Source organism: Hydrogenophaga taeniospiralis (assembly GCF_020510445.1).
In the GTDB taxonomy this organism is placed as follows: domain Bacteria; phylum Pseudomonadota; class Gammaproteobacteria; order Burkholderiales; family Burkholderiaceae_C; genus Hydrogenophaga.
Genome location: NZ_JAHBAG010000001.1, coordinates 2,001,432 through 2,027,750, shown reverse-complemented (window position 1 = coordinate 2,027,750; position 26,319 = coordinate 2,001,432). Strand labels below are relative to the sequence as shown.

Genomic DNA, 26,319 nt, shown 5'->3' with positions numbered 1-26,319 from the left:
ATTCAGCCTGACCTGAATTTTCGCCCCTTCCGTCCGATAAGACCTGGACAGACCTTACTCACGCTGCGCACCGCAACGATCTGGAGCCTTCCATGCACCCCAACAACAGCCCGGAACGAACCGACGCCCCGCCAACGGACCTTGAAACGCTGGTGGCCCAGCGCACCCACGAACTCCAGAAAGCCCTTGATCGCGCACAAGCGCTGTACGACCACGCCCCTTGTGGCTACCTGTCGCTCGATGCGCAACTGCGCCTGGTCAACATCAACCAGACGCTCCTGAGCTGGCTGGGCTACCGCCGTGAGGAAGTGCAGGAAGGAATGGACATCTTCCAGTTGATCGACCCGACCTGGCGCACCGCGATCCAGGGCCGGCTGATGACCCTGCTGCAGCAAGGGCAGACCGAACCGCTGGAAATCGAGGTGCTGCACAAGGACGGCCGCCGTTTCCATGCCTTGTTCTCGTCCACCGCGGTGTACGACGAACAAGGCACGTTCCTGTACAGCAACACCACCCTGGTCGACATCAGCGAGCGCAAGGCCGCTGAACAACGCGTTGCCGCCCACGATGGTTTCCTGCAGACCATCACCGACCGCATTCCGGCGCGCCTGGCCTACTACGACAAAGACCTGATCTGCCGCTTCGCGAACACGGCCCATGCCAGCCGCTACGGCAAACTCGCTGGCGAAATGGTGGGCTCGCACCTGACCCAGGTGGTTCGCCCCGAGCTGCTGCCCGAGATCCTGCCGCGCGTGGCCGAAGCGCTCAGTGGGCATGCGCAGAGCTTCGAGGCCGAGCGCTCGGCCGCCGACGGCTCGCGCAGCTTCTACGAGATCCACTACATCCCGGACGTCCAGAACGGCAACGTGGAAGGCATCTTCATCGAACTGCACGACATCAGCGAGCGGCGCCGCACCGAAGAGTTCGTGCTCGAAGCCAACCGCGATCTGGAAGAGCGCGTGCGCGAGCGCAGCGCCGAGCTGTTCCAGAGTGAGCAGCGCTACCGGCTCATGGTCGATGCGATCCAGGACTACTGCATCTATTTCGTGGACGAAGAAGGTGCCGTGACCGAATGGACCGAAAGTGCCCAGCGCATGCACGGCCACCGCCGTTCGCAAATGCTCGGTCAGCCCTACACGACCCTGCTGGCGCCCGAAAACGCGGGGGAGGACGAGGTCGATCCCGGCCAGGTGCTGCGCCTGGCCAAGACCCATGGCCAGTGGGAAACGCGGGGTTGGCGCCTGCGCGAGGACGGTTCCCGTTTCTGGGCCCACACCGTGCTGACCGCGCTGAGCAACGAAGCCGGTGAACTGCAGGGCCTGTCCAGCATCACGCGCGACATGACCGCCTCGAAGAGCCTGGAAGACGTGATGAACGACCTCAACCGGGAACTGGAAAAACGCGTGGCCGAGCGCACCCAGCAACTGGTGGCGGCCAACAAGGACCTGGACGTGTTCTCGCACATGGTGTCGCACGACCTGCGCGCGCCGTTGCGCCACATCGCCAGCTTCGTAAGCCTGCTGCAGGAGCAGCTGGGAGAGTCCGGTGACAAGCTGGTGAAGCAATACCTGAACTCCACCGCCACGGCCAGCAAGCGCATGAGCCACATGATCGAGGGCCTGCTCGAATACGCCCGCCTGGGCCGGGTGACCATCGAGTCGCAGCCCGTGCCGCTGACCCCCCTGCTCGAGGGCATCGTCGCCCACCTGAAGCAGGAAAACCCGGGCCGCTCCATCGAGTGGGTGGTCGAGGACGATCTGCCGGTGGTGCGTGGCGACGCCATGCTGCTGGCCCAGGCCTGGAGCAACTTGCTGGGCAACTCGGTCAAGTACACCCGGCCGCGCGAAAACGCCCGTATCGAAGTGGGCTGGAAGGTCAACCCGGTGGGCGGGCGGACCTTCTATGTGCACGACAACGGCGTGGGCTTCGATCTGGAGAAAGCGCACAACCTGTTCGTGATGTTTCAGCGCCAGCACCACTCCATGGACTTCGAAGGCACCGGTACCGGGCTGGCCCTGGCGCAGCGCATCATCGAGCGCCACAACGGCCGCATCTGGGCCGAAACCGCACCTGGCGAAGGCTGCACCTTCTACTTCACCCTGCCGTTCGAAGGCCTGGAGCCCGAGCTCGATTTTCCGAAGTCGTCGCTGGTCGAACTGAGCGCGTGAACGGCGCGCGGGCACGCCGGATAATCGCGGCGTGAACCCCAGCCTTCCCACCCGCGCATCCACCGTTCCCACCGCCCTCTTTGCCCTGCACGGCCGGGTGGCGCTGGTCACCGGCGCGAGCCGGGGCCTGGGCCTGGCCATGGCCTGCGCACTGGCCGCGCACGGCGCCACCGTCTGGCTCAACGGCCGCGACGCCGCCAGCCTGGAACACGCCGTGGCCCAGGCCCGGGCGGCCGGCCAGGCCGCGGGGGGCAGCGCCCATGCCCTGCCGTTCGACGTGACCGACGAGGCCGCCGCCAGCGCCGCCCTGGCCCAGCTGCTGGCGCACAGCGGGCGGCTGGACGTGCTGCTCAACAACGTGGGCCAGCGCCGGCGCGAGCCGCTGGACCAGTTGCCGGCCCAGGCCCTGCGCGAGCTGCTCGAAACCAACCTGGTCTGCGCCTGGCACCTGTGCCGCGAAGCCGCGCGCCCGATGCGCGCGCAGGGCTTCGGACGCATCATCAACGTCACGTCGATCGCCGGGCCGATCGCCCGCGCGGGCGACGCCGCCTACACCACCACCAAGGGTGCGCTGGAGGCGATGACGCGCGCGCTGGCGGCCGAGCTTGGCCCGCAGGGCATCAACGTCAACGCCATCGCCCCGGGCTACTTCGCCACCGAGACCAACGCGGCCATGGTGGAGGATGCCCAGACCCTGGCCTGGTTGCGCCAGCGCAGCGCGCTGGGCCGCTGGGGCGAGCCGGCCGAGATCGCCGGGGCGGCGGTGTTCCTGGCCAGCCCAGCCGCCAGCTACGTCACCGGCCAAGTGCTGGTGGTCGACGGCGGTTATCTGGCGCATTTCTGAGCGCACCTTGGGCCCAGGCCCACCGCTGACGCGGGCCCGGACGACGCGCACGCCCCCAGTCCGATCGCCCTACAACCGGGCCGGTACGCTCTGCGGCAGATGCAGCACGACCCGTCGCGGGTCCACCGCCATCCGGTCCAGCGCCTGGTTCAGGCGCTCCAGCAGCCGCATCTCGTCGACCGGCTCGTCGGCCGTTTTGGCCGTTTCGGACAAGGTGGCCGAAACCAGGCGAAAGCGCAGCGGCAGCTCAACCGGCAGCGCGGGCACCCGCTCCAGCCCCTTGGCCACAATGTGCTGGGCCAGCAGCTTGAGCTCTTCGGGCCGCAGCGGCCCTTCGACCAGCACCGCGAAGCGCGTGTCGGCGATGCGGGACACGGTGTCCACCTCGCGCACCACCGCCGACAAGCGCGAAGCGGCCACCACCAGCGCGCGGTCGCCGGCCTCGCGGCCCTCGCGGGCAACGATCTCGCCGTGGTTGGACAGCTCCACCAGCACCAGGCCACAGGGGTGGCCATAGCGCCGGGAACGGCGCATGGCGTCGCGCAGGCGCAGGTGGAGCACGGGCGCGATGGTCAGACCGGTCAGGGGGTCGGTGCTGTCGATGGCGCGCAGGCGGGCCCGGTTCTCGTTGAAGTCCTTGGCCCGGCGGTGCAGGATGTACAGCAACAGCGGAATCTCGATGGCCGAACCGATCAGCACCGCGTACTGCGTGGCCCAGCTGTCGGGCAACACGCCGGCGCTGCGCAGCGCGGGAAAGGGGTAGCCCAGGTGCACCGGCAGGAAGCCCAGCGCCATCCAGCCGGCGTAGGTCTCGCCCAGGCGCCAGGTCCAGATGCACAGGGAAAAACTCAGCAGCACCGACAGCAGGCCGTAGAGGTTGAGCACCAGGAAGGCCGTAGGGCTCATCCACGCCACATAGACCACCGCGTACAGCAGGCCAAACACCGACCAGGCCAGCACGAAGCGGTCCACACCGCGGTGGTAACGCGACACCGCGCAGACCTCGCGCACGAACCAGATGCCCGAGGCCGTCAGCCAGAGCATGAACACGGCCGGCGCCACGTCGTTCCACCAGGCCGAGTCGCGCCAGAAGAACAGACCACCGATGCCCGTGAACGCGGCCTGGAAGCCGAGCATGCAGGCCACGTAGCAGCAGTAGGCGATGAACACGCGGTCGGCGTAGAGGCGCGCGTGCACCCAGCCCAGGAAGAACACCAGCAGGCCAAAGCCCAGGTAGCCGCCGATCATGAGGAAGGTCCAGTACCGCTTTTCCTGCAGGCTGTTTTCGGTCAACAGCTGCAGGCGCGGGCTCGTGGGCGCGGGCGCGTTCACCACGCGCAGCCAGACCGGACCGGCGGCCTGGGGATCGAGGGCGAACACGGGGGTCTGGTCCGGGTGGTCCCATTGCGACACCGGCAGGTGGTCACCGGAGCGCTGTTCGCGCCAGGCGCCATTGGGCCCCCGGCTGTACAGGGTGGCCTCGTTGGTGAAGGCCGCGGCGCTCAGCATCAGGTACCAGCGCTGAGCGGCGTCCAGCCGGGGCGGCTCCAGGCGCATCCAGAGGGCGGTGCCGTCGAGCTGGAAGACGCGGAATGTCTCCATGGGCTGAAAGCTGTTGGGCGGCAGCGCCACCACATCGGCGATGCCCTTCGTGCCCGACTCGTCGACCCAGAAATGCGTCTGCAGGGTGACGTCGCCTTCGCCCTCGGTGGCCCGGGCAGGGCCGATCCACAGGGCGAGCCCCAGACCCAGCAGCACAACCACCATCCCCACCATCCGGCGCATGGCAGCGGCGCAGCAATGGGCCGGGTTGGGGGGGGCGGTGGATCGATCCATGACCGGCATCGTAAACATTTGTAACGCGCGCGGAAAAATTTCTTCAGGAAACGACGGCGTCGGGCTCGGGAACGGGCCGCTGTGCCGTGCCGCCACCGTGCACCGGCCGCCAGTGGCCGGTGGTCGTCCAGCGGTCTTCCAGGCGGTTGAGCCAGCCCGGGGCTGCGGGATCGTCGCTCCAGGCCGATACGGTCTCGGTCAGGGGGTTGAGCAGGTGGTCGGGCAGGTTCAGCGGGCGCGTCTGGTCCAGCAAGAAACGGGTCAGCAGGTGGTAGCCCACGATGCGGGTGAACAGCCGGGACAACGAAAAGCCCGGCGAAAACACCCGCACCACGGTGTCGATCAGGCGCACCAGCAGCCGGCCCGCGAGGAACAGCAGCCGGGTGGGCCAGGAGACGCGCTCGTCCACGCCGATCTCGCACGCGGTGTCCGGCCCGATCAGCCAGCGCGTCAGCGGCACCGGGATGCCCCGCACCACCGGCAGGCGGATCGTGCGCTCCATGGTGTGCATGAGCGCGCGTCCCAGGGCCGGCCGGGCGTCCGGGCTCACCGACTGTCCATGCGCCTGCGCCTGGATGCGCTCAAACAGCGCGGCGGCTTCCTCCATGGTGTCGGCCATGAGCTCGCGCCGCACCCCCAGCACATGGCCCATCACGTTCCAGGCGTGCAGGTAGGCCTCTTCGTCGGCGCGCGGCAGGCCCAGGCCCAGCGTGCGCATGCCCTTGAGGAAGCTGTAGCTGAAGGTCAGCAGGGTGTAGGCCAGCTCGATCTGGTTGCAGGGCAGTCCCTGGCGGTCCACGTCCCAGCCGTGCGACATCAGGGCCGCGTGCATGCCGGTGGATGCGCCGGCCCGCAGCAGCGGCGCGACCTGGCCGCGCACCGCCTGCGGCTCACCGCGCAGGATCAGGTGGCGGATGGTGGCATGGATGAGCCGCACCTTGAGCACCTGGGCCACACCGGCGCCGCTGGCGTCCATCAGCCCGCCCTTCATCATCACCGGGAACACCATGGCCGCGGTCTGGCGGATGCGGTGTTCGGTGTGCTGCTCCAGCTGGCCCGCGATGTGCAGTACCTCGGCCAGGTTGGGCAGCACGTAGCACTCGGGCAGGCTGGCGCAGAACAGCAGCGTGCACGACAGCGGGCCCTGTTCCATGAAGATGGCCTCGGCGCGCTCGACCTTGGCCGCGTCGGCCCAGGCGGGCAACGCGCGCCCTTCGCCGACATAGGCGCGCAACGCGGCCACCACCGCCGGATCGACCGCCACCGCTGCGGGGTCGCCCGGCCCCCAGTCGGCCAGGGCGCCGTTGCTGGTCCAGCCCGCCATGAGGCGGGTGGCGGCGGCGAGCCGGTCCGTGGCCGGGCCGGTGGCGCCGTCGGCGTCGGACCACGGCCCGATGAGCGCCGCCACGGTCCGGTCCGCCAGCGGGTCGGCCTGCAGCCCCATCGGGTCCAGCGGCACGCTGTGGGCGGGCTGCGCCTGGGGCGCCTCGGCGTGCGCCAGGGTCCAGTGCCGCCAGGCCACCCAAGCGATCAGCGTGGGCATGCCCATGGCAAAAAAGGCGATGGCGCGGATTTCGACCGGGTGGCCCAGAAATACCTGGAACACCAGGCCGCTGGCGTACAGCCCGATCGGCACCCAGGCCGCGAGCCGGGTCTGGCGCGCGATGGCCGGCACACGGCGCGGTGCGGCCAGCGCCTGGAACACGGCGACGATCACGAAGGACACCAGCATCCAGCCCGCGAAACCCTGCAGCGTTTCGCCAAACCAGCCCCCGTCGGGCTTTTCCATGATCCAGGCCTTGAGCACGTACACGAAGTACGGGTCGGCCCCGAGATCGAAGGTGGTCACGATCATCGCGGCCAGCCAGGCGGTGAGCGCGCCGCTCTTGAGCGTGGGCGCCGCGTGCACCGGCGTGCGCCACAGGATGAGGCTGGCCAGCACATAACCCACCAGGCACAGGGCCAGCCACATCAGCGGAATCGCCAGCGGCACATCGCCCAGCCGGGGACCCAGCACCTCGGTGTAGGTGTAGCGGCCGAAGAACCAGCCGCGAGAAGAGCCCATCTGCTCGGCGAACCAGCCCAGCCCCAGCGCCAGCACGGCCAACACCCGGGTGCTGCGGTGGCCCAGCAACACCGATGCAGACCACAACGCGGCCCAGAACATGGCCACCGAAACGGCCACCAGACCGAGCGTGAGCAGCGGGTAGGCCTGCGCGGTGACGAGGATGAGGCCCACCGACAGCAGGCCGGGCAGCAGGACTTGGAGCAAACGCGAACGCAGAAGAGCCACTGGAGCCTCCCAGGAAATCGGTCACAGCCCCCTGCGTTGACGGGCAACGGCCGGCCGGGCATTCACCCGCAGCCGCCGCAACCGACCCCGTGCCCCACCACCAACGCGCATGGTTCGTGCATGCTGGGTCGGCCCAGCGGTGGCGCGGGAGTCGACGTTTATTTTAGATAACCGTCAGGTCAGGGTATTCCCCAGGCGAACCACCACCGACAGACCGGTGGTGGCGTGGGCGCGCCCGTCTCACGCGTAGAAGTCGTACGGAGACTTCAGACCGTAGATGTGCACGGCGCCCGGGCCACCGGCGAAGCATTGGGCCAACTCGGGCACCGCGGGAACGGCGAGGATGGCGATGTCCTGCGTGCCCAGGGTCTGGAAGCTGGCGTTGCGCGCACCGCTGCGGTTGGGGTCGCCGCCGACGGCGGGCTGCTGCACGCGGGCCAGCTGGGTATGGCCGGCATAGGCGGCGTTGCCCGCGTCAAGGTAGTTGGCGTAGACGCATTGCACGCTGTTTTGCACGCCCTGACAGGCCGTGCCGTTGCTGGCATCCAAGGCGTACTGGCCGTCGCAGTTGAAGACGAACCCCATGGCATCGGCGGCCACGCTGGGCGCAGCGATCTGCATGCCGCACGAGGGGATGATCTGCACATGCAGGGCATCGACCGCCTGGGGCCAAGGCTCGTTGTCGATGTTGCGGCGCAGGCGCACGTCGCTGTGGTCCAGGCAAATCTCCACGCCGAAATCGACGTACTGCGGGAAATTGTCCGGGCCGTAGTTCTGCCGGAAGATGGCGTATTTGTCCTTGGCACTGGCCTTGAGGTCGCCATGGCTCAGATCGATGAAGGGGTAGGCCGTCATCTGCTCCGTCACGGTGTCTTTGCGACCGGTCGTGTCGTAGAGCACGAAGTCTTCGTTGGAGACAAAGTACTTCTCACAGGTCATCTGGTCCGTGCCCAGCGAATGGGTGGGCGTGTCCAGCGCGACGTTGCTCACGATCAAGGCCCGGTTGCGCACCTCCATGCAGGGGTAGGAGTGGCAGTTCTTGATGAAGTTGACCAACATGTCGAACACCACGCCGTTCAGCGGCCCGTAGGCCGCCAGCCACTGCTCGGACAACGCCTGCACCACGGCATTGCGAACCTGGGTGCTGTTGGAGGCCAGGATGTTGGTCACGTCATGCACACGCGAGGTGATCGCCGAACCGCAGACAAAGGTCCAGTCCGGGTACTGGCTGGCCGGAAAAGCCTGGCGCAGCTCGCTCAGGATGAAATCGGTCGGGTCCGCATCCACATGCCCGTAGACGTATGGGCCCTGGGTGCCATGGAAATAGAACTCCGGCGCCACGAACAGGTTGAGCACGCTGCCCGGCGCATCGCCCGATGGCAGGGCGGTGCGCGCCTGTTCCGCGGCGTTCTTCAGCACCGCGATGCGTGCACGCACGTCCGCCTGAAAGTCCTCCAGCCCAAGATAGGTGCCCGCCACCGCACCCGGGCCATTGGGGTTGCCGATGGCGACCATGTTGGCCGGCGTGGTGGGGATGGTGTATCCGATGAATCGGACCTTGGAATACCGCTGGGTCATGAAAATGCCTCCTTTGAAGTCCGTGTGCGGGTCACGCCGTGCGCATGCGTCTGGCCGTGGCCTGGTGCCGTGATGCGGATGGCTGGCGCAGGTCGAACGTGGCCAGCAGCAGCCAGCGCCGGGCCTTGTGCTCGACGCCCGGCTTGGCGCGCAGCGGCGTGGTGTAGTGCCAAAAAGGCAGGCGGTACAGCGCCACCGATCCGTCACTGGCGGCCGGATAGACGCCCGCCAGATGGCCATGCTCTTCGCAGACCAGGAACTGGTCCTGGACGCTGTCGTTGCACAGCGAGATGTGCAGATCCACAAAACCGTCGCGTGCGTGGGCGTTCTCCGGGTGGTGGTCGTTGTGCGGTCCCGAATAGTCGCCGGGCTCGTACAGGATGAGTTGCACGCCGCGCCGCCGCTCCAGCGATAATCCGGTGATCCGCTCGGCGAAGAGGGCCAGGCTTTCCGAACGAAGCATCTGCAGCAGGCCGATGTCCGCGGCGGCCCGGTAAGCGGCCGTTCGGGGGGAGTCGAAATAGGCCGTCTGGATGCGCATGCTCTTGGGCAAGCGCTCGGTGTAGTTGCGGCGCATGCCGGTGATGGTCTCGGGCGGAATGCGCGACTCGATGCGGCGGACATGGGCCGGCATGGTGGCGTCGAGCAGGCGTCGCGCTTGCTTCGCCCAGGTCTTGTTGAGCATGCCCGGCAAGAAGGCCAGTGGCGTCTGGCCGGAGCCCGTGTCCTTGTTCGCGGTCCAGCCGGCGAAACGCGCTGTGTCTGCGAAACCCTGCCGCAGCATCACCTGGCCTCGCGCGCTGAGCATGTCGGCGAATTCCGCCGGAAACCTCTCCATGGTTGCCTCCTCTGCTGTTGTGCGGCCATGCTCGTGCATCGCATGCGTTCGCCCCGCAACGCACTGGCAACCCTGACAGGTGGGCCCGCCTGACCGGCGACCGTCTTGCTACGGTCAGGGCCCGACGCGACCATGCCTCGAAGGCCGCGCAGGGGTAGGCATTCTTTCAAACACTCATGGAGACCACATGGCCAGCACTTCTCAACGCAGTTCCGCATGGACCGCAGCCATCAGCACCCTGCCCGCCGATATCCGCCCGGACGTTGACCTGATGTGGGACCAGGGCGGGTTTCTGTCGGCCGAACAGGTTGGCAGCATGCTTGGCAAGCTCGGCGCGCAGGCTGAGATCGGCACCTTGATGATGCAGCTGTTGCCTGTGGCGCAAAGCTATGCGGTGGTACCCGTCTCGCACTATCAGGTCGGGGCGGTGGCAGCAGGGATGCCGGTCCCAGGCACGGGCTGGGCCAGCCTGTATCTGGGCGCGAACTTCGAGTTCAACAATGCGGCTCTGAGCTTCACCGTTCATGCCGAGCAGGCCGCCACCAACAACGCCTGGCTCCATGGCGAAGCGGGTCTGCAGGCGTTGGCCATCAGCGCGGCGCCCTGCGGGTATTGCCGGCAATTCCTGTACGAGCTGGTGTCCGCCCAGCAACTCAACATCCTGTTGCCCCCGGTGCCGCCCCAGCCCGGCGACCCCTATGCCTACACGATGACGCCGCTCACCCGCTTCCTGCCCGATGCTTTCGGGCCGACGGACCTTGGCATCACCGGTGGTCTGATGGACCCCAAACTGTGCACACATGCGGTGAGCCTGCCCGGTGGAACGCCGAGCGATCCCGTGGTTGCCGCCGCGCTCGGCGCAGCGCAGCGTTGCTACGCCCCCTATCCCACCGACACGGCATACGGCTACGCGGGCATTGCCGTGCAACTGGAGGATGGAAGCATCTACGCTGGACGCAACGCCGAAAACGCGGCCTACAACCCCAGCCTCTCGCCCCTGGAGTCCGCGCTGGCCTTCATGAACATGAATCAGGTGCAAGGCGCCACCCGCCAGGTGACCCGCTGCGTCCTGGTGGAAGTGCAGACGCTGTCCAGCCAGCAAAGCGCGAGTGCGGCCGTGCTGGCCGCCTACGCTCCAGGCGTGACGCTGGAGTACCACGCGGCAACCAGTCCTTGACCTTTTGCCGCCATTGGTGGGCCTGCTCGGGAAGAGACGTTCACCACGCGTTCACAGGCATCGCGCACCTGCGGACAGGCAAAAAAGACCCCCGCCCTTGAAAACCGGGGTCCCCGCCCTTATCATTAGCACTCGCTGGAGTTGAGTGCTAACACTTTGCTTCAAGTCGATCAACGGCATCCGCCGGCCCCTGGTGGCCGGCACCGACCGTGTGAACCACCCCTTTTCCGTTCTATTTCAGGAGATGCAATGAACCTTCGTCCTCTCGCCGATCGCGTGATCGTCAAACGTATCGACAGCGAAACCAAGACCGCTTCCGGCATCGTCATCCCCGACGCAGCTGCTGAAAAACCCGACCAAGGTGAAATCTTGGCCGTCGGTCCCGGCAAGAAAAACGACAAAGGCGAACTGTCCGCCATGAACATCAAGGTCGGTGACCGCGTTCTGTTCGGCAAGTACAGCGGCCAGACCGTCAAGGTCGACGGCAACGAACTGCTGGTCATGAAGGAAGACGACCTGTTCGCCGTCGTCGAGAAGTAATTCTTCTCTCACCCATCCCCAATTACTGAATCCGGAGAAATCAACATGGCAGCAAAAGACGTCATTTTCGGCGGCGAAGCCCGCGCACGCATGGTCGAGGGTGTGAACATCCTGGCCAACGCCGTCAAAGTCACCCTGGGCCCCAAGGGCCGCAACGTGGTGCTCGAGCGCTCCTTCGGCGCCCCCACCGTGACCAAGGACGGTGTGTCCGTGGCCAAGGAAATCGAACTGAAGGACAAGCTCCAGAACATGGGCGCCCAGATGGTCAAGGAAGTCGCTTCCAAGACCTCGGACAACGCCGGTGACGGCACCACCACCGCCACCGTGCTGGCCCAGGCCATCGTGCGCGAAGGCATGAAGTACGTGGCCGCCGGCATGAACCCGATGGACCTGAAGCGCGGCATCGACAAGGCTGTGGAAGCCCTGATCGCTGAGCTGAAGAAGGCCTCCAAGGCCACCACGACCAGCAAGGAAATCGCCCAGGTCGGCTCCATCTCCGCCAACAGCGACTCCAGCATCGGCGACATCATCGCCAATGCCATGGACAAAGTGGGCAAAGAAGGCGTGATCACCGTGGAAGACGGCAAGTCGCTGCAGAACGAGCTCGACGTCGTCGAAGGCATGCAGTTCGACCGCGGCTACCTGTCGCCCTACTTCATCAACAACCCCGAGAAGCAAGCCGCCCTGCTGGACAACCCCTTCGTGCTGCTGTACGACAAAAAGGTCTCCAACATCCGTGACCTGCTGCCCACGCTGGAGCAGGTCGCCAAGGCCGGCCGTCCGCTGCTGATCATTGCCGAAGACGTCGAAGGCGAAGCCCTGGCGACGCTGGTGGTCAACACCATCCGCGGCATCCTGAAGGTGGTGGCTGTGAAGGCCCCTGGCTTCGGCGACCGCCGCAAGGCCATGCTGGAAGACATCGCCATCCTGACCGGCGGCAAAGTGATCGCCGAAGAAGTCGGCATGACGCTGGAAAAAGTGACCCTGGCCGATCTGGGCTCGGCCAAGCGCATCGAAGTGGGCAAAGAAAACACCACCATCATCGACGGCGCCGGCGCTGCCGCTGACATCGAAGCCCGCGTGAAACAAGTGCGCGTGCAGATCGAAGAAGCCACCAGCGATTACGACCGCGAAAAGCTGCAAGAGCGCGTGGCCAAGCTGGCCGGCGGCGTGGCCGTGATCAAGGTCGGCGCTGCCACCGAAGTCGAAATGAAGGAAAAGAAGGCCCGCGTGGAAGACGCCCTGCACGCCACGCGCGCTGCGGTGGAAGAAGGCATCGTGGCCGGTGGCGGCGTGGCCCTGCTGCGCGCCCGTCAGGCGGCTGGCACCATCAAGGGTGACAACGCCGACCAGGACGCCGGCATCAAGCTGGTGCTGAAAGCGGTCGAAGCGCCCTTGCGCGAGATCGTGGCCAACGCCGGTGGCGAGCCGAGCGTGGTGGTCAACGCCGTGCTGGCTGGCCAGGGCAACCACGGCTTCAACGCCGCCAACGACACCTATGGCGACATGATCGAAATGGGCATCCTGGACCCGACGAAGGTGACCCGCACCGCGCTGCAGAACGCCGCTTCGGTGTCCGCTCTGATGCTGACGACCGAGTGCATGGTGGCCGAGTCCCCGAAGGACGACGCACCTGCCGGTGGCATGGGCGGCGGTATGGGTGGCATGGGCGACATGGGCGGCATGGGCATGTAAGTTCTCCTTGCCTGAGACGCCATGCCGGCGTTGCAAGGGCTTGCCGTGGCGCTGCCACTGTCTACGCCCTTGCGCCTTGGCCTGGCGCCTCATGCTGCGTCGGAATGCATCACTGCAGGCTGACGCCCCCCCAAAAAAACCCCGCGAGTCGCCTCGCGGGGTTTTTTTTCAATGGGGGAAAAAATAGCGAGAAAGCTCGCTCGGTCATTCAGCGGAGGAACCCGTGCGCGGCGTGGCGGGCCAGGCCGGGCGTTTTTTGACCAGCGCTCGCGTGCCTCGTCGTCAGGGTGCCGCGCAGCTGAAGCTGCTGGCCTGGGACGGGTCGCCGCTGCCCTTGTATTGGGGGTAGCCGGGGTAGGGGCACAGCGGCCGCTCAAACGTGGCTCCGGCGGCGGTGGTGCCGGTCGCCACAAGCTGGTTGGGCGCGATGCCTTTTTCCACCCAGTCCACCAGCGCGGTCACCAAGTCGGCATGGGCCGCACCTGGGCCTGTGAGGTCGTGCCCGACGCCGGGCGAGGTCACAAACCGGGCATAGCCGTCGAAAGCGGCGCTGCCACTGTCCTTGCGTACCTGGTCCAGGTAGGCGGCGGTGCGGTACACCGAGACGCAGGTGTCGGCCAGGCCATACCACACCAGCAGCTTGCCGCGCTTGCCAAACGCCTTCAGTGAAGCCTTGGGCTCCATCACCTTGGACAGAGACTGCCACTTGGGTGCCAGGGTCCGCGGGTCGTGGCTGATGGAGTCGGCTTCCGTGGAGCCCGTCAGGGTCTGGATGACCGCAGTGGGCGCGATGTAGCTGAAGCCTTTTTTCAGGAAGTCGCCATCGTACTCAAAGCCAAAGGCATAAACCTGCCAGTCGCCGGTGGCGGCACCGCCGCGCCCGTAGCGCTCGTAGCCCGTCATGCCGTTGGCCAGGGTGATGGGCACGGTCTTGTTGGCGTAGTTGAGGCGGATGGCTTCGACTTGGCCCGAGGTCAGGCAGCTGTCGTCCTTGGCGCCGGCCACGTCGTCCTTGCACAGCAGGTCGGTGGGCACGTAGTTGCAGGCTTCCACGTTGCCGATGATGCCGTCTTCCAGACCGTCCAGCTTGTCACAGGCCTTGATTTCGGCGGCTGCGTACAGGGTCGATTTGCCGGGGCTGATCCAGTTGGCCTGCTCGGGCAGGTTGGCCTTTTTGCTGCCGTCCGCGTTGTGGCCGTAGATCCAGCGGTTGAAGTTGCCCAGGTTGACCTGGTGGGCTTGCTGGCTGATGGCGGGGGACATGGCCAGCACGCCGTCGTAGTCGTTGGGGTACCTGCTGGCCGCCATCAGGCCCGAACGGCCGCCGTTGGAGTGCCCCACCATGTAGCGCCGGGTGGGGGCTTTGCCATAGAACTGGGTGGCGATGTGCGCGCCCACTTGCAAGGCAAGGTGGTTGGCTTCGTAGGCATGGTTCTTCAATGCGGTCTTGTCTTTGCCCCAGGCAAAGTCTTCCGTCTGGTGGCCGGAGTCGGAACTGATGCGCACGAACGGCAGCGCGGCCTTGCCCTGCACGTATTTCACGTGCCAGGGGTCGTCGGTGGGCATGAAGCCGTCAAACCCGCCGCCGCCCAGGGTCAGTACCTTGCCGTTCCAGTCGGTGCCCTCGGGCAGTTCCACGGCCCAGTGGATGGTGGAGCCGGGCGACGACACGACGGTCCCACGCACGATGCAAGCGCGAGGCATGGCAATGGGCTCCTGGGAACCGTAGTGTGTTTCGGGCACGGTTTGCGCGGGCCGCAGTTCGGTCTTGACGAACTTCGCGTTGACAGGCAACCGGTGGGGCACAAAGCTGGCGCACGACTCGGCCAATGGCCGGGCCGAAGGCGGTGCGGGCGTCTTGTTGCTGGCGTGGGCGCCAAGCATGACGGCGCTGGCCAGGGAGCCCGTCAGAGCGGCTGTCTTGGGGAATGCCTTTGCGGCGGTGTGAACGCGACTGGACTGGGACGCCCAGAACGGGGTTGTGCAGAATGAGGGGCTCATCAATGTGCTTCCTTGCAAGGAAATTGCCGCTCATGCACGGCTGGCCAGCCCTGTGCAGCCAGCCCTGTGCAGCGGGCTTGGGCCATGCTAGGACGGTGCAAATCCGGCGTCTTGTACGCCACGGGGAACCGAGGGGAAACACCGATGTCGGCGCTTCATGCCATATCCGGGGTGGTCTATCTGGGCAACGATTGGCTGATGTACGCCGATCCCGATCTCGCGTTCAATCTCTCCGAGAACGTTGCGCCGGCACTGGTGTTTGGGTCGGTGGGTGCCCCTGCCACGTTGGGGCTGCGCGATGAGACGGAGGTTTGCGGCACGGTGCTGCTGCATGCCAGTGGTGTGTGGAGCGGGCTGTCCCGGCGTCGCGCGCTGGCCTTCCTGTACGTGGACCCCCTGTCTGACGTGGGCGTCTGCCTGCAGCAGCGCGCTCAGGGAGGGGTGGTGGTCTGGCCGGATGGCGAGTTGATGGCGCGGCACGGCATGGCTTTGGACGCCTTGTGTCAAGGTGATGTGGGTGCAGCCCATGTCAGGCGGTGGGTGGCCAGCGTGCTGGGCGAGGCGGCTGCGCTTTCGGGCGGTGCGGCGCGGGTCGATGCACGGCTGACCGGGCTGCGCGCCGGTTTGCATCGGCACAGCGAGGGGCGCGCAGACCCGGTGGCCTTGGCCAGTCAATTGGGCCTGTCTGCCGAACACGTGCGCAAGCTGTTTCGCCAGCAGGTGGGCATGACGCTTTCAAGCTACCTGGCGTGGGCCAGGCTGTACCAGGTGACCGCCAGTGCCTGTGACGCGCAACAGCGCGGGCAGAGCCAGAGCGCCACCCACCTGGTGAGCGCCGGGGGGTTCTACGACGCTTCGCACGCGTCGCGGGCCATCAGGCGTTACTTCGATCTGCTGCCGACCGAAATGCTGGCGCCCAAGGCGTTCGTGGACTGCCGTGTCTTGGGCTGATGCGTGCCATGTGCGCTGCCAACGGCACACGGCCCGCTCAGGCCACCGGCTCCCAGCGCCCGCTGCGCTCGGATTGCCAAAGTGCGTCGATCACGCGCGCCTGTGCCACCGCGTCGTTCAGACCGTTGCTGGCGCCGGGGTCTGCGCCCTCGCGCAGGCGGCGCGAGAAGGCTTCCACCTCCAGCCGGTATTGGTCGGCCAGGGGCAGGGTCTCCACGGTGACGCTGCTGCCGTCCCGCTGCCCGCCTTCGTCCAGCGCCAGGCGCATCTGCGCGTCGCGCGCGGCGTTGAAGGGCACGAACAGTTCGATGCGGCCCGTGGTGCCCACCACCTGCACCCGCTGGAACGGCACGCTCTGTGTGGATACCGTGAAGCTGAGTTGCCTGGTGCCGCCAAAGTCCAGCAGCGCGCTGGTCAGCCGGTCGGTTCCCAGCACCGGGTCGCGGTCCACCAGCGAGATGGCGCGCAGGGGCTCGGCTTCAAACAGGTAACGCCCCGCCAGCACCGCGTAGCAGCCAATGTCGTACAGCGCACCGCCGCCAATGCCGGGCTGGTTGCGCACGTTGCTGGGGTCTTCGTTGAAGTACGAGAAGAACACCTGCACCGCGCGTGGCGTGCCAATGCGCCCGGCCCGCACCAGCTCGCGGGCGCGCAGCCATTGCGGGTGGTGGCGCACCATGAAGGCCTCTTCAATGAGCACCCGCGATGCGGCGTCCTTCACGCTCAGGGCCTCTTCGGCGTTGAGCGCGAAGGGCTTTTCGCACAGCACGTGTTTGCCCGCCGCCGCGGCCGCGAGCGTGAGGGGCACGTGCAGGTGGTTGGGTAGCGGGTTGTAGACCGCCTCGATGGCGGGGTCGGCCAGCAGCGCCTCGTAGCTGCCGTAGGCCTGCGCGATGCCCAGCGACTGCGCGGCGGCTTGCGCCGCGGGCAAGGACCGCGAAGCGATGGCGCGCAACTCGACCAGCGGGCTGGACAGCATCGCCGGTATCACGTGCTCGAGCCCGATCTTCGCGGTGCTCAGCACGCCCCACACGACTGGCTTCATGGCGTTCTCCAGGTGGCGGTCGTCGCGGTCGCGTCGCTCAGATATAGCTGTTGACCAGGTTCTCCAGCCGTTCCTGGCGACCCGAGACCGGGCGGGTGTCGGTGTTGCGGGCCACCACGTGGGCGGCCACGGCGTCCAGGCCCATCTTGCCGGCGAGGATGTCCTGGCCGAAGGGCGTGGCCCAGCCGGCGTAGCGCTGCTCCACCAATTGGCCGAGCTGGTCGTCCTGCAGCATTTTTTCGGCGATCAGCAGGGCGCGGGCCGAGACGTCCATGCCGCCGATGTGGCCGTGGAACATGTCTTCGGGGTCGATGGACTGGCGGCGCACCTTGGAGTCGAAGTTCAGGCCGCCGGTGGTGAAGCCGCCGCCCTTGAGGATGAGGTAGAGCGCCAGCGCGGTCTCAGGGATGTTGTTGGGGAACTGGTCGGTGTCCCAGCCGCACTGCATGTCGCCGCGGTTCATGTCGATGGAGCCGAAGATGCCCAGGTCCAAAGCGGTGGCGATCTCGTGCTCGAAGCTGTGGCCCGAGAGCGTGGCGTGGTTGGCCTCGATGTTGACCTTGATCTCCTTGTCCAGGCCGTAGCGGCACAGGAAGCCGTAGACCGTGGCGGTGTCGAAGTCGTACTGGTGCTTGGAGGGTTCGCGCGGCTTGGGTTCGATCAGGATGGTGCCCTTGAAGCCGATCTTGTGTTTGTAGTCCACCACCATGTTGAGGAAGCGGCCCATCTGGTCGAGCTCCTGGCCCATGCGGGTGTTGAGCAGGGTCTCATAGCCCTCGCGGCCGCCCCACAACACGTAGTTCTCGCCGCCGAGCTTGAGCGTGGCGTCCATGGCTTCCTTGACCTGCAGGGCGGCCAGGGCAAAGATTTCGGGGTTGGGGTTGGTGGCCGCGCCCGACATGAAGCGGCGGTGGCTGAACAGGTTGGCCGTGCCCCACAGCAGCTTCATGCCGGTGGCCTGCTGTTTGGCGGCCAGCACGTCCACCATCTCGTGCAGGTGGTTCACGCTCTCGCGCGGCGTGGCGCCTTCGGGGGCCACGTCGCGGTCGTGGAAGCAATAGTAGGGCGCGCCCAGTTTGGCGAAGAACTCGAACGCCACGTCGGCCTTGGCCTTGGCGGCCGCCATCGGGTCGGCCATCAGCTGCCAGGGGCGCTGGAAGCTGTCGCCGCCAAACGGGTCGGAGCCGTTCCAGCAGAAGCTGTGCCAGTAGCAGACGGCAAAGCGCAGGTGGTCCTGCATGCGCTTGCCCAGCACCAGGCGGTCTTTGTCGTACCACTTGAAGGCCAAGGGGTTTGCGGATTGGGGGCCTTCGTAGGCGATGGGGGCGATGTCGGCGAAATAGGAGCTCATGGCGTTCTCGGTGGGCAGGGGTTGGGTATGTAAAGACTTCACGCCGTTCGGTACAGGGAACGGAACTGGGCGTAACGGGGTTCGAGCAGGGCCTGCTCGGCGGCATCGGGGTGGTAGCGGGCCTCCACGGCGGGGCTCTGGCACACGGCGCTCTGCGGCGCTCCGGTGGCCAGCCAGGCCAGGCGCGCGGCACCCAAGGCGCCCCCCACGGCGGAGCTGCCGTGGGTCACGACCTCGGTGTTCAGCGCGCTGGCCAGTTGCTGCGCCCAGAAGGCACTGCGGGCGCCGCCACCCACCAGCGACAGGCGGTTGAGGCTGCAGCCCGCCGCGTTCAGAGCCGCCAAGCCGTCTTTCAGGCCGAAGCTCACACCCTCGATGACGGCGTAGCCCAGGCGGGCGGCGTCGGTGTCAAAGCTCAGCTGGTGAAAGCTGCCGCGCACATTCGCATCGTTGTGCGGGGTGCGCTCGCCACCCAGGTAGGGCAGGAACAGGGGTGAAGCCGCGCGCTCGGCCAGCGACAGCGCTGCGGCCTTGCCCGCCACCGCACCGGCGTTCGGTGCGCCCAGCAGATCGGTCACCCATTGCAACGCACTGGCGGCCGAGAGCATCACGCTCATCTGGTGCCAACGCTGCGGCAAGGCGTGGCAAAACGCGTGCGTGGCGCTGGCGGCGTTGGGCTGGTAGCTGGGCGTGACGACAAACAGCACGCCGCTGGTACCCAGCGAGAGAAAGCCCTGGCCCGCGTCCACCGCGCCCATGCCCACGGCGCTGGCCGCGTTGTCACCGCCGCCACCGGCCACGACGATGCCCGCCGGCAGGCCCAGGGCCTGCGCCACGGCGGGCTTCAGGAATCCGCCGGGCGCGCTGCCTTCCACCAGGCGCGGCATGTGGGCCTGGCTCAGGCCGGTGAGGGCCAGCAGCGCGTCGGACCAGCTGCGCTGCCGCACGTCCAGCCACAGGGTGCCGCTGGCGTCCGACAGGTCGGTCACGTACTCGCCGGTGAGCATCAGCCGCACGTAGTCCTTGGGCAGCAGCACCTTGGCCACGCGCTTGAAGATGTCCGGCTCGTGCCGGGCCACCCAGCGCAGCTTGGGCGCGGTGAAGCCGGGCATGGCCAGGGTGCCGGCCAGATCGGGCAGGCTGGGCAGCTCGGCCATCATCTCGGCGCACTCGGCGGCGCAGCGGGTGTCGTTCCACAGAATGGCGGGGCGCAGCACCTGGTCTTGCGCGTCCAGCAGCACGGCGCCGTGCATCTGGCCCGACAGGCCGATGCCCTGCGCCGCCGCATAGGCCTGCGGGTGAGCGGCGCGCAGCTGCGCCAGCGCGGCCTGCGTGGCGGCCCACCAGTCGTGGGGGTTCTGTTCGCTGTGGCCGGGCAGGGGGCGCGACACGGTGAGGGCGGCGCCGGCCGATCCCTGCACGGTGTGGTCGGGGGCCAGGAGCAGCGCCTTGACCTCGGAGGTGCCAATGTCGATACCGATGAACATGCGGGTTACGTTGTGGGGGTTGAAGGGGTTTGCGGGGCGTCCGTGGCGCGAGTGGCCCCACCGGGTGCCGGCGCATGCATGGGCCGCAGGTCGTGGTACAGCACCAGCGCGGCCGCGCCCACGGCCGACGCCAGCAGCCCGTAGCGCGCGGCGCGCACCGGGGGCGCGGGCACACCGGCGCTGGCGGCATAGCCCTGCAAGGTGGCCTGGGCCACCGGCACGATGCCGGGATAGCGTTCACACGAGGGACCACCGACCACCAGCGCGCTGGGGTTGAAGGTGGTCCAGAGGTTTTGCAGCACCACGCCCAGAAACTGCCCACCCTGCGCCGGGTCGGCCAGCCGGGCCAGCGCGCGGGCGCCGAAGAAGGTTTCGGCACAGCCCCGGCGGCCGCAGGAGCACAACGGCCCGTCGATCTGCAGGATGCTGTGGCCGATCTCGCCGGCCATGCCCTGCATGCCGGTGAACAAGCGGTCGTTGAGCACAATGCCCGCGCCCACACCGGCGCCGCAGGTCACGAAGATCAGCGAGTCCTGGGCGTCGCCCTCGGAAAACTCGTATTCGCTCAGGGCCGCCGTGTCGGCTTCGTTCTGCACGTGCACGGCCGCCGGGGGCACGCCCGCCTGGGCCAGCGCCTGGGTGATCAGGGGCACGAAATCCACGTTGCGCCAGCCCAGGTTGGGCGCAAAGCGCAGCATGCCACTGGCCTCGTCAAAAGCACCGGGCAGGCCCACCCCCACGCCCTGAAGCTGCACGCCCTGCCCGGCGAGCTGTGCCTGGGTCTGCGCCACCAGGCCGGCGGCCTGGCGGCACACCACCTCGGGCTCGCTGCCGGCCAGCGGCTCTTCCCGCGCACACAGCACCTCGCCGATGAGCGACACCCCGACCACCCGCAACGCCTCCACCGCCACTTCCACGCCGATCATGCCGCGGCGGCTGCCGTCGATGCGCAGCGGGGTGGACGGCCGCCCCAGCCCCTGGGCGGCGGGCACGTCGCCCTCGGTCACCCAGCCCTCGTCGAGCAGTTCGCGCACCAGCAGACTCACCGTGGACTTGGTCAGCCCGCTCTCCTGCGCCAGCTGGGCGCGGGAGAGCCCGCTCTGGCGGCGCAGCAGGCGCAGCACAACGCTGCGGTTGATGCGCTTGACGAGTTGTTGGTCGCCGGTGGTTTTCATGGTCTTGAAGCGGCGCAGCATTCACAGGCTGTGGGTCTGCGTTTTGCCCTCCGGTTGTTTGCCCGCGATGATCATGCCCAGGACCTCGTCCTCGGTGACGTCGGCCGTGCGGTAGGCACCCACCAGCTTGCCGTTCTTCATCACCGCCAGGCGGTCGCTCAGGCCAAACACGTCGGGCATGTCGTGGGTGATCAGGAAGATGCCCACGCCCTCGGCCTTGAGCTGGCGCACCAGGTTGCCCACCATCGCGGTTTCCTCCGGCCCGAGCGCCGCGGTGGGCTCGTCCATGATCAGAATGCGCGCGTTGAAGTAGATGGCGCGCGAGATGGCCACCACCTGGCGCTGCCCGCCCGAGAGGCGGCGCACCGGTGTGCGCACGTTCTGGAAGTTCTTGTTCAGGCGGTGGAACACCTTGCGCGCGTCCGCGTCCATGCGGTGGTCGTCCAGCGTGTTCCAGCGCGTCAGCAGCTCGCGGCCGAGGAACAGGTTGGCCACGGCGTCGAGGTTGTCGGCCAGCGCCAGGGTCTGGTAGATCGACTCGATGCCGCAACGCTGCGCGTCCACCGGGGTTCGGATGTGGGCCTTCTCGCCGTTGATCAGCACCTCGCCGCTGTCGATCGGGTAGGCCCCGGCCAGCATCTTCATCAGGGTCGATTTGCCCGCGCCGTTGTGGCCCAGCAAGGCCACCACTTCGCCGGGGTAGAGCTGGATGCTCACGTCGTCCACCGCCTGCACGCCGCCAAAGGCCTTGCCGATCTGGCGCATCTCCACCAGCGCTGGGGTGGTACTTGCAACAGTGCTCATGCAGCGTCTCCCGTCAGACGGCGGTAGATCACGTCGAACACCACCGCCACGATCAGCACCTGGCCGATGATCACGTAGCGCACGCCGATGGACACGTCGAGCAGCAGCATGCCGCTGTCGATGCTCTGCATGATGAGCGCGCCCAGCACCGAGCCCAGGATGGAACCGCTGCCGCCCGCCAACGCGGTGCCGCCGATCACGGCCGCCGCGATCACGAACAGCTCCATGCTGGTGCCCAGCGAGTTGGTGCCGGCGTTCAGCCGGGCGATCGACACGATGGCGGCGATGGTGATGAGCACCCCGAGCAGCGCGAACAGCATCAGCGTGACCTTGCGCACCGGAATGCCCACCAGCGCGGCGGCCTCGGGGTTCCCGCCCATGGCGAACACGTAGCGGCCAAAACGGGTGCGGCGCACGATGAAGGACAGCACCACGGCCACCACACCCCAGATCAGCACCGGAATGGGAATGCCCTGCGGCGCGTCCTTGCTGGGAATCTGGTAGGCGTTCATGGCCGCCACGAAGCCCAGTACGATGGCCACGGGCACCAGCACGATGAGCGCGTCCAGCCACAGCGGGTTGTTGGGCACGCCGTAGGACGCCCGGGCCCGGCGCCGGACCCAGGTCAGCGCCACCAGGGCCAGCACGATCACGGCTGCCAGCCACCAGCTCGGGCCCACGCCAATGGCGCCGTCATAGCCGCCGCCCAGGCGCTGGAAAAACGGGTCGTTCACCGGCTGGGTCTTGCCGTCGGCCACCAGAAAAGCCGCGCCGCGGAACGACATCAGGCCGCCCAGCGTCACCACGAACGAGGGCACGCCCAGCTTGGCCGTCAGCGCACCCTGGTACAGCGACACCCCGATGGCCACCGCCAGGCCCGCCAGCGAGGCCGACACCCAGTGCCAGCCGGCGGTGTACATCAGGGTGGCGATCAGCACCCCCACGAAGCCCATGACCGAGCCGACCGACAGGTCGATGTGGCGCGCCACGATGATCAGCACCACCACGGTGGCCACGATGCCCACCACCGCCGTCTGCTGGGCAATGTTGTACAGATTCTCGGGCGACAGAAACAGCCCGTCGGACAGCACGTTGAACACCAGGGCAATGGCCGCCAGCACCGCGCCCATCATCACCAGGCGCCAGTCGATGGCCGCCTGTCTGAGCGAATTCAAAAACGGATTCACATGCGTTCTCCGCAGGACACAAAGAAAGAAAAAACCGCGGGCCGACCCCAGCCCGCGGTTGGAGACCTCTCCGTCCAGTTCGTCAGCGATGCGCAAAGGATGTTGCCCCAGGGCGCCCGCGGAACTGGCTCTGCCAGGCCGCTGGGCGCGCCCCCCTTGAGGGGGGAGCCGCGCAGCGGCGCAGGGGGTGCTTTTTTACTTACATGCGGCCGGTCCCTTGGCGGCGTCCACGCCCTTGCACAGCTCGTCCTTCTTGATCCAGCCCGCCTTCACCACCACGTCCAGGTTCTTGGAGGTGATGGGCACCGGCTTGAGGAACTGGGCCTGCAGGGCCACCTTCTTCTCGCCACCGTTCCAGGTCTGGGCGCCCGCCACCTTCTGGCCCTTGGCCAGCGCCACGGCGGCGGCTGCGGCGTCGCGACCCAGGTCGCGCGCGTCTTTCCACACCGACACGGTCTGCGAGCCCATGGCCACGCGGTTGAGCGCGGCGTGGTCGCCGTCCTGGCCCGACACCGGCGTGCCCTTGATGCCCTTGGCGTTCAGCGCGGCGACCACGCCACCGGCGGTGCCGTCGTTGGAGGCCACCACGGCGTCCACCTTGCCACCGGTCTTGGTGAGGATCTGCTCCATGTTCTTCTGGGCAACCTCGGGCTTCCAGCCCTCGGTATATTCCTCGCCCACGATCTTGATGTCGCCCTTCTTCACGGCGGCGTCGATGATTTCTTGCTGGCCGCCGCGCAGGAAGTCGGCGTTGGGGTCGGTCGGCGAGCCCTTGATCATCACGTAGTTGCCCTTGGGCTTGGCTGCAAAAATGGCGCGCGCCTGCATGCGGCCCACTTCCGCGTTGTCGAAGGTGATGTAGAACACGCCGGGCGCTTCGATCAGGCGGTCGTAAGCCACCACGGGAATCTTCTGCTGGTTGGCCTTGTTCACGGCGGGCAGGATGGCGTCCTTGTCCATGGCCAGGATGATCAGCGCCTTGGCGCCCTTGGAGATCAGGCTGTCGATGTCGGCCAACTGCTTTTCCGGTGAACCACCGGCATCGGCGCTGATGTAACTGGCACCGGCTTTGGCCAGTTGCGCCTTGATGGCGGCTTCATCGGTCTTCCAGCGCTCTTCCTGGAAGTTGGACCAGCTCACGCCCACGACCTGGGCGAACGCGCCCGCGGTGGCCATGCTCAGGGCAAAGGCGGTCAGAGTTGTCTTCAGTTTCATCAATGTCTCCGGTGGTTTTGGCCTGTGCCAGGCCCGTGGTTGTGGAAAGGCCCCTCAGAGCCATCGTGCTCCACCCAATGCAGCACAGTGCATTTTGTAAGGACGACGAACTAATTGTTCTGGACCGCAAGGTGAAAGCGAATAGGGACAAACCCGATATAGTTTGTTCATCGAACTATATATCGACGGGTGCACACCCGCCACCCAGAAACAAAAAAAGCCCCGCGAGGTGACCCGCGGGGCTTTTTTCGGTCTCCAGCGGCCGCCGTTCACTTCATCAGGGCTTCGAGCTTGATCGTGTCCGCCACGAACGCGCGGATGCCTTCGGCCAGCTTCTCCGTGGCCATCGCGTCTTCGTTGAGCGCGAAGCGGAAACCCGCCTCGTCGTACTGCACGAAGGGAACGTCCATCGCCCGCGCGGCTTCGGCGTCCAGCGCCCTGGGCAGCGCGGCCTCGCTCGCGGCCAGCTGGGCCAGCAGGTCGGGGCTGATGGTCAGCAAGTCGCAGCCGGCCAGGGCCGTGATCTGGCCCACGTTGCGAAAGCTCGCGCCCATCACCTCGGTGGCGATGCCGTGCTTTTTGTAGAAGTTGTAGATCGCGCGCACCGACTTCACGCCGGGATCGTTGGCACCGGCGTTGGCGGCTTCGTCCCAGCCGGCGCCCGCGCTTTTCTTGTACCAGTCGTAGATGCGACCGACAAACGGGGAGATCAGCTGCACCTTGGCCTGGCCGCAGGCCACGGCCTGGGCAAACGAGAACAGCAGCGTGAGGTTGGTGTGGATGCCTTCGCGCTCCAGCCGCGCCGCGGCCTGAATGCCCTCCCAGGTGGAAGCGATCTTGATCAGCACCCGGTCGATGTGCACGCCCTCGCCCTGGTACAGGTCGATGATGCGGCGCGCCCGCGTCACGGTGGCTTCGGTGTCGAAGCTCAGGCGGGCATCCACTTCGGTGGACACGCGGCCGGGGATGTGTTTGAGGATCTCGCAGCCGAAGCTCACGAGCAGGCGGTTCATGGTTTCGTCCAGCCCCTGCGAGCCGTATTTGGACACCGCGTCCTGCAGCAGGTGGGCGTATTCGGGCTTCTGCACCGCCTTCAGGATGAGCGACGGGTTGGTGGTGGCGTCGCGCGGCGAAAAGGCGGCGATCTGGTTGAAGTCGCCGGTGTCGGCAACCACGGTGGTGAGCTGTTTGAGTGCGTCAAGCTGGTTCATTTCGCCATTATCGGGTGTAATAAGGTTTCATATCCGCCATGTAACTGGTTTCGTAACCCGCTTGTTCCCCATGCTCGACCGCATCAAAGCCTCCCTGCCCTCGCTGGCCCCCGCCGAACAAAGGGTGGGCAAACTCGTGCTGCTCGACCCGCGCAGTTTCGCCAGCCTGCCGGTGTCCGAACTGGCCGACCGCGCCCATGTGAGCAAGCCCACCGTGGTGCGCTTCTGCCGCAGCATGGGCTACGACGGCCTGTCGGACTTCAAGCTCAAGCTGGCCGGCACCGTGAGCGAAGGCGTGCCCTTCATCCACCGCAGCGTGGACGTGGACGACAAGGTCGGCGACGTGCTGGTGAAGGTGATCGACAACACCGTGGCGGCGTTCCTGAAATACCGCAACGACGCCTCCACCCACTCGATCGAGAAGGCGGTGGACGCCCTGCTCGCCACCTACAAGAACCGGGGCCGCATCGAGTTCTACGGCGCCGGCAATTCGGGCATCGTGGCGCAGGACGCGCAACACAAGTTCTTCCGCCTGGGCATCAACGCCATCGCCTACAGCGACGGCCACATGCAGGTGATGAGCGCCTCGCTGCTGGGGCCGGGCGACTGTGTGGTGATCATCTCCAACTCGGGCCGCACGCGCGACCTGATGGACGCGGCCGACATCGCCCGCAAGCACGGCGCCACCGTGATCGTGATCACCGCCAGCGGCTCGCCCTTGGCCACCTCCGGCCACATCCACCTCTCGGCCGACCACCCCGAAGGCTACGACCGCTACAGCCCCATGACCTCGCGGTTGATGCACCTGATGGTGATCGACGTGGTGGCCACCTGCGTGGCGCTGCGCATCGGCGGCAGCAAGCTGCAACCGCTGCTCAAGGAAATGAAGAACAACTTGCGGAGCAAGCGCTACACCTGAGCGC

At 67.0% G+C, this 26,319-nt stretch carries 20 protein-coding genes; 7 read left to right on the top strand and 13 right to left on the bottom strand.

Going from position 1 to position 26,319, the window contains the following annotated elements; genetic code table 11:
* Positions 1–92 precede the first annotated feature (92 nt).
* Both KIH07_RS09700 and KIH07_RS09695 read left to right on the top strand, forming a co-directional pair.
* On the top strand, positions 93–2,168 hold the full coding sequence (locus KIH07_RS09700) for a PAS domain S-box protein (RefSeq protein ID WP_226491774.1): 2,076 nt from the start codon (positions 93–95) through the stop codon (positions 2,166–2,168).
* Between the two features lie 31 nt (positions 2,169–2,199).
* A complete protein-coding gene (locus KIH07_RS09695) occupies positions 2,200–3,012 on the top strand; it encodes an SDR family oxidoreductase (RefSeq protein WP_226491773.1) in 813 nt (270 codons plus the stop codon).
* A gap of 69 nt (positions 3,013–3,081) precedes the next feature.
* Here KIH07_RS09695 and KIH07_RS09690 read toward each other — a convergent pair whose 3' ends face one another.
* The 4 genes from KIH07_RS09690 to KIH07_RS09675 all read right to left on the bottom strand — a co-directional run bounded on the left by KIH07_RS09690 (position 3,082) and on the right by KIH07_RS09675 (position 9,557).
* Positions 3,082–4,848: a 7TM diverse intracellular signaling domain-containing protein gene (locus KIH07_RS09690; RefSeq protein ID WP_226491772.1), complete on the bottom strand. Its 1,767-nt coding sequence runs from the start codon at positions 4,846–4,848 to the stop codon at positions 3,082–3,084.
* A gap of 43 nt (positions 4,849–4,891) precedes the next feature.
* Complete coding sequence (locus KIH07_RS09685; RefSeq protein WP_226491771.1) at positions 4,892–7,120, bottom strand: carotenoid biosynthesis protein; 2,229 nt, start codon at positions 7,118–7,120, stop codon at positions 4,892–4,894.
* Positions 7,121–7,381: 261 nt separating this feature from the next.
* Entirely contained in the window at positions 7,382–8,719 is a 1,338-nt protein-coding gene (locus KIH07_RS09680) for a hypothetical protein (RefSeq protein ID WP_226491770.1), read from the bottom strand.
* 31 nt (positions 8,720–8,750) lie between these two features.
* On the bottom strand, positions 8,751–9,557 hold the full coding sequence (locus tag KIH07_RS09675) for a hypothetical protein (RefSeq protein ID WP_226491769.1): 807 nt from the start codon (positions 9,555–9,557) through the stop codon (positions 8,751–8,753).
* A gap of 187 nt (positions 9,558–9,744) precedes the next feature.
* On the opposite strand from KIH07_RS09675, the gene cdd reads away from it, so the two are divergent.
* The 3 genes from cdd to groL all read left to right on the top strand — a co-directional run bounded on the left by cdd (position 9,745) and on the right by groL (position 12,969).
* Positions 9,745–10,734, top strand: a complete 990-nt coding sequence (cdd, locus tag KIH07_RS09670; protein WP_226491768.1) for a cytidine deaminase — start codon at positions 9,745–9,747, stop codon at positions 10,732–10,734.
* Positions 10,735–10,983: 249 nt separating this feature from the next.
* Entirely contained in the window at positions 10,984–11,274 is a 291-nt protein-coding gene (locus tag KIH07_RS09665; protein ID WP_226491767.1) for a co-chaperone GroES, read from the top strand.
* Between the two features lie 45 nt (positions 11,275–11,319).
* Entirely contained in the window at positions 11,320–12,969 is a 1,650-nt protein-coding gene (gene groL / locus KIH07_RS09660; protein WP_226491766.1) for a chaperonin GroEL, read from the top strand.
* Positions 12,970–13,251: 282 nt separating this feature from the next.
* On the opposite strand, the gene KIH07_RS09655 is transcribed toward groL, so the two are convergent.
* The gene (locus KIH07_RS09655; protein ID WP_226491765.1) at positions 13,252–14,853 is read right to left on the bottom strand and encodes a tannase/feruloyl esterase family alpha/beta hydrolase; all 1,602 of its coding nucleotides are present in this window, start codon (positions 14,851–14,853) and stop codon (positions 13,252–13,254) included.
* A 315-nt stretch (positions 14,854–15,168) separates the two neighbouring features.
* On the opposite strand from KIH07_RS09655, the gene KIH07_RS09650 reads away from it, so the two are divergent.
* Complete coding sequence (locus KIH07_RS09650) at positions 15,169–15,921, top strand: helix-turn-helix domain-containing protein (RefSeq protein ID WP_226491764.1); 753 nt, start codon at positions 15,169–15,171, stop codon at positions 15,919–15,921.
* Between the two features lie 37 nt (positions 15,922–15,958).
* On the opposite strand, the gene KIH07_RS09645 is transcribed toward KIH07_RS09650, so the two are convergent.
* From KIH07_RS09645 to tal, 8 genes are all read right to left on the bottom strand, one after another.
* The gene (locus KIH07_RS09645) at positions 15,959–16,966 is read right to left on the bottom strand and encodes a Gfo/Idh/MocA family protein (RefSeq protein ID WP_226491763.1); all 1,008 of its coding nucleotides are present in this window, start codon (positions 16,964–16,966) and stop codon (positions 15,959–15,961) included.
* 37 nt (positions 16,967–17,003) lie between these two features.
* Positions 17,004–18,317, bottom strand: a complete 1,314-nt coding sequence (gene xylA / locus KIH07_RS09640; RefSeq protein WP_226491762.1) for a xylose isomerase — start codon at positions 18,315–18,317, stop codon at positions 17,004–17,006.
* 38 nt (positions 18,318–18,355) lie between these two features.
* Positions 18,356–19,804, bottom strand: coding sequence for a xylulokinase (xylB, locus tag KIH07_RS09635; RefSeq protein ID WP_226491761.1), 1,449 nt, complete (start codon positions 19,802–19,804; stop codon positions 18,356–18,358).
* 5 nt (positions 19,805–19,809) lie between these two features.
* Positions 19,810–21,000: an ROK family transcriptional regulator gene (locus KIH07_RS09630; protein WP_319004783.1), complete on the bottom strand. Its 1,191-nt coding sequence runs from the start codon at positions 20,998–21,000 to the stop codon at positions 19,810–19,812.
* Complete coding sequence (locus KIH07_RS09625; protein WP_226491760.1) at positions 21,001–21,783, bottom strand: ATP-binding cassette domain-containing protein; 783 nt, start codon at positions 21,781–21,783, stop codon at positions 21,001–21,003.
* Entirely contained in the window at positions 21,780–22,916 is a 1,137-nt protein-coding gene (locus KIH07_RS09620; protein WP_319004850.1) for an ABC transporter permease subunit, read from the bottom strand. The genes KIH07_RS09625 and KIH07_RS09620 overlap by 4 nt, the downstream gene beginning before the upstream one ends.
* Positions 22,917–23,165: 249 nt before the next feature.
* Complete coding sequence (gene xylF, locus KIH07_RS09615; protein WP_226491758.1) at positions 23,166–24,185, bottom strand: D-xylose ABC transporter substrate-binding protein; 1,020 nt, start codon at positions 24,183–24,185, stop codon at positions 23,166–23,168.
* Between the two features lie 269 nt (positions 24,186–24,454).
* A complete protein-coding gene (tal, locus tag KIH07_RS09610; protein WP_226491757.1) occupies positions 24,455–25,396 on the bottom strand; it encodes a transaldolase in 942 nt (313 codons plus the stop codon).
* A gap of 70 nt (positions 25,397–25,466) precedes the next feature.
* Between tal and KIH07_RS09605 the strand changes: the two genes are divergently transcribed.
* Positions 25,467–26,315, top strand: a complete 849-nt coding sequence (locus KIH07_RS09605; RefSeq protein ID WP_226491756.1) for a MurR/RpiR family transcriptional regulator — start codon at positions 25,467–25,469, stop codon at positions 26,313–26,315.
* Positions 26,316–26,319 lie beyond the last annotated feature (4 nt).

Excerpts from the sequence above, each read along its gene's own strand:
- KIH07_RS09700 (WP_226491774.1), top strand. The coding sequence starts at position 93 with ATGCACCCCAACAACAGCCCGGAACGAACCGACGCCCCGCCAACGGAC.
- KIH07_RS09690 (WP_226491772.1), bottom strand. The coding sequence starts at position 4,848 with ATGGATCGATCCACCGCCCCCCCCAACCCGGCCCATTGCTGCGCCGCT.
- KIH07_RS09680 (WP_226491770.1), bottom strand. The coding sequence starts at position 8,719 with ATGACCCAGCGGTATTCCAAGGTCCGATTCATCGGATACACCATCCCC.
- KIH07_RS09675 (WP_226491769.1), bottom strand. The coding sequence starts at position 9,557 with ATGGAGAGGTTTCCGGCGGAATTCGCCGACATGCTCAGCGCGCGAGGC.
- cdd (WP_226491768.1), top strand. The coding sequence starts at position 9,745 with ATGGCCAGCACTTCTCAACGCAGTTCCGCATGGACCGCAGCCATCAGC.
- KIH07_RS09665 (WP_226491767.1), top strand. The coding sequence starts at position 10,984 with ATGAACCTTCGTCCTCTCGCCGATCGCGTGATCGTCAAACGTATCGAC.
- groL (WP_226491766.1), top strand. The coding sequence starts at position 11,320 with ATGGCAGCAAAAGACGTCATTTTCGGCGGCGAAGCCCGCGCACGCATG.
- KIH07_RS09655 (WP_226491765.1), bottom strand. The coding sequence starts at position 14,853 with ATGCTTGGCGCCCACGCCAGCAACAAGACGCCCGCACCGCCTTCGGCC.
- KIH07_RS09650 (WP_226491764.1), top strand. The coding sequence starts at position 15,169 with ATGTACGCCGATCCCGATCTCGCGTTCAATCTCTCCGAGAACGTTGCG.
- KIH07_RS09645 (WP_226491763.1), bottom strand. The coding sequence starts at position 16,966 with ATGAAGCCAGTCGTGTGGGGCGTGCTGAGCACCGCGAAGATCGGGCTC.
- xylA (WP_226491762.1), bottom strand. The coding sequence starts at position 18,317 with ATGAGCTCCTATTTCGCCGACATCGCCCCCATCGCCTACGAAGGCCCC.
- xylB (WP_226491761.1), bottom strand. The coding sequence starts at position 19,804 with ATGTTCATCGGTATCGACATTGGCACCTCCGAGGTCAAGGCGCTGCTC.
- KIH07_RS09630 (WP_319004783.1), bottom strand. The coding sequence starts at position 21,000 with ATGCTGCGCCGCTTCAAGACCATGAAAACCACCGGCGACCAACAACTC.
- KIH07_RS09625 (WP_226491760.1), bottom strand. The coding sequence starts at position 21,783 with ATGAGCACTGTTGCAAGTACCACCCCAGCGCTGGTGGAGATGCGCCAG.
- KIH07_RS09620 (WP_319004850.1), bottom strand. The coding sequence starts at position 22,916 with ATGATGGGCGCGGTGCTGGCGGCCATTGCCCTGGTGTTCAACGTGCTG.
- xylF (WP_226491758.1), bottom strand. The coding sequence starts at position 24,185 with ATGAAACTGAAGACAACTCTGACCGCCTTTGCCCTGAGCATGGCCACC.
- tal (WP_226491757.1), bottom strand. The coding sequence starts at position 25,396 with ATGAACCAGCTTGACGCACTCAAACAGCTCACCACCGTGGTTGCCGAC.
- KIH07_RS09605 (WP_226491756.1), top strand. The coding sequence starts at position 25,467 with ATGCTCGACCGCATCAAAGCCTCCCTGCCCTCGCTGGCCCCCGCCGAA.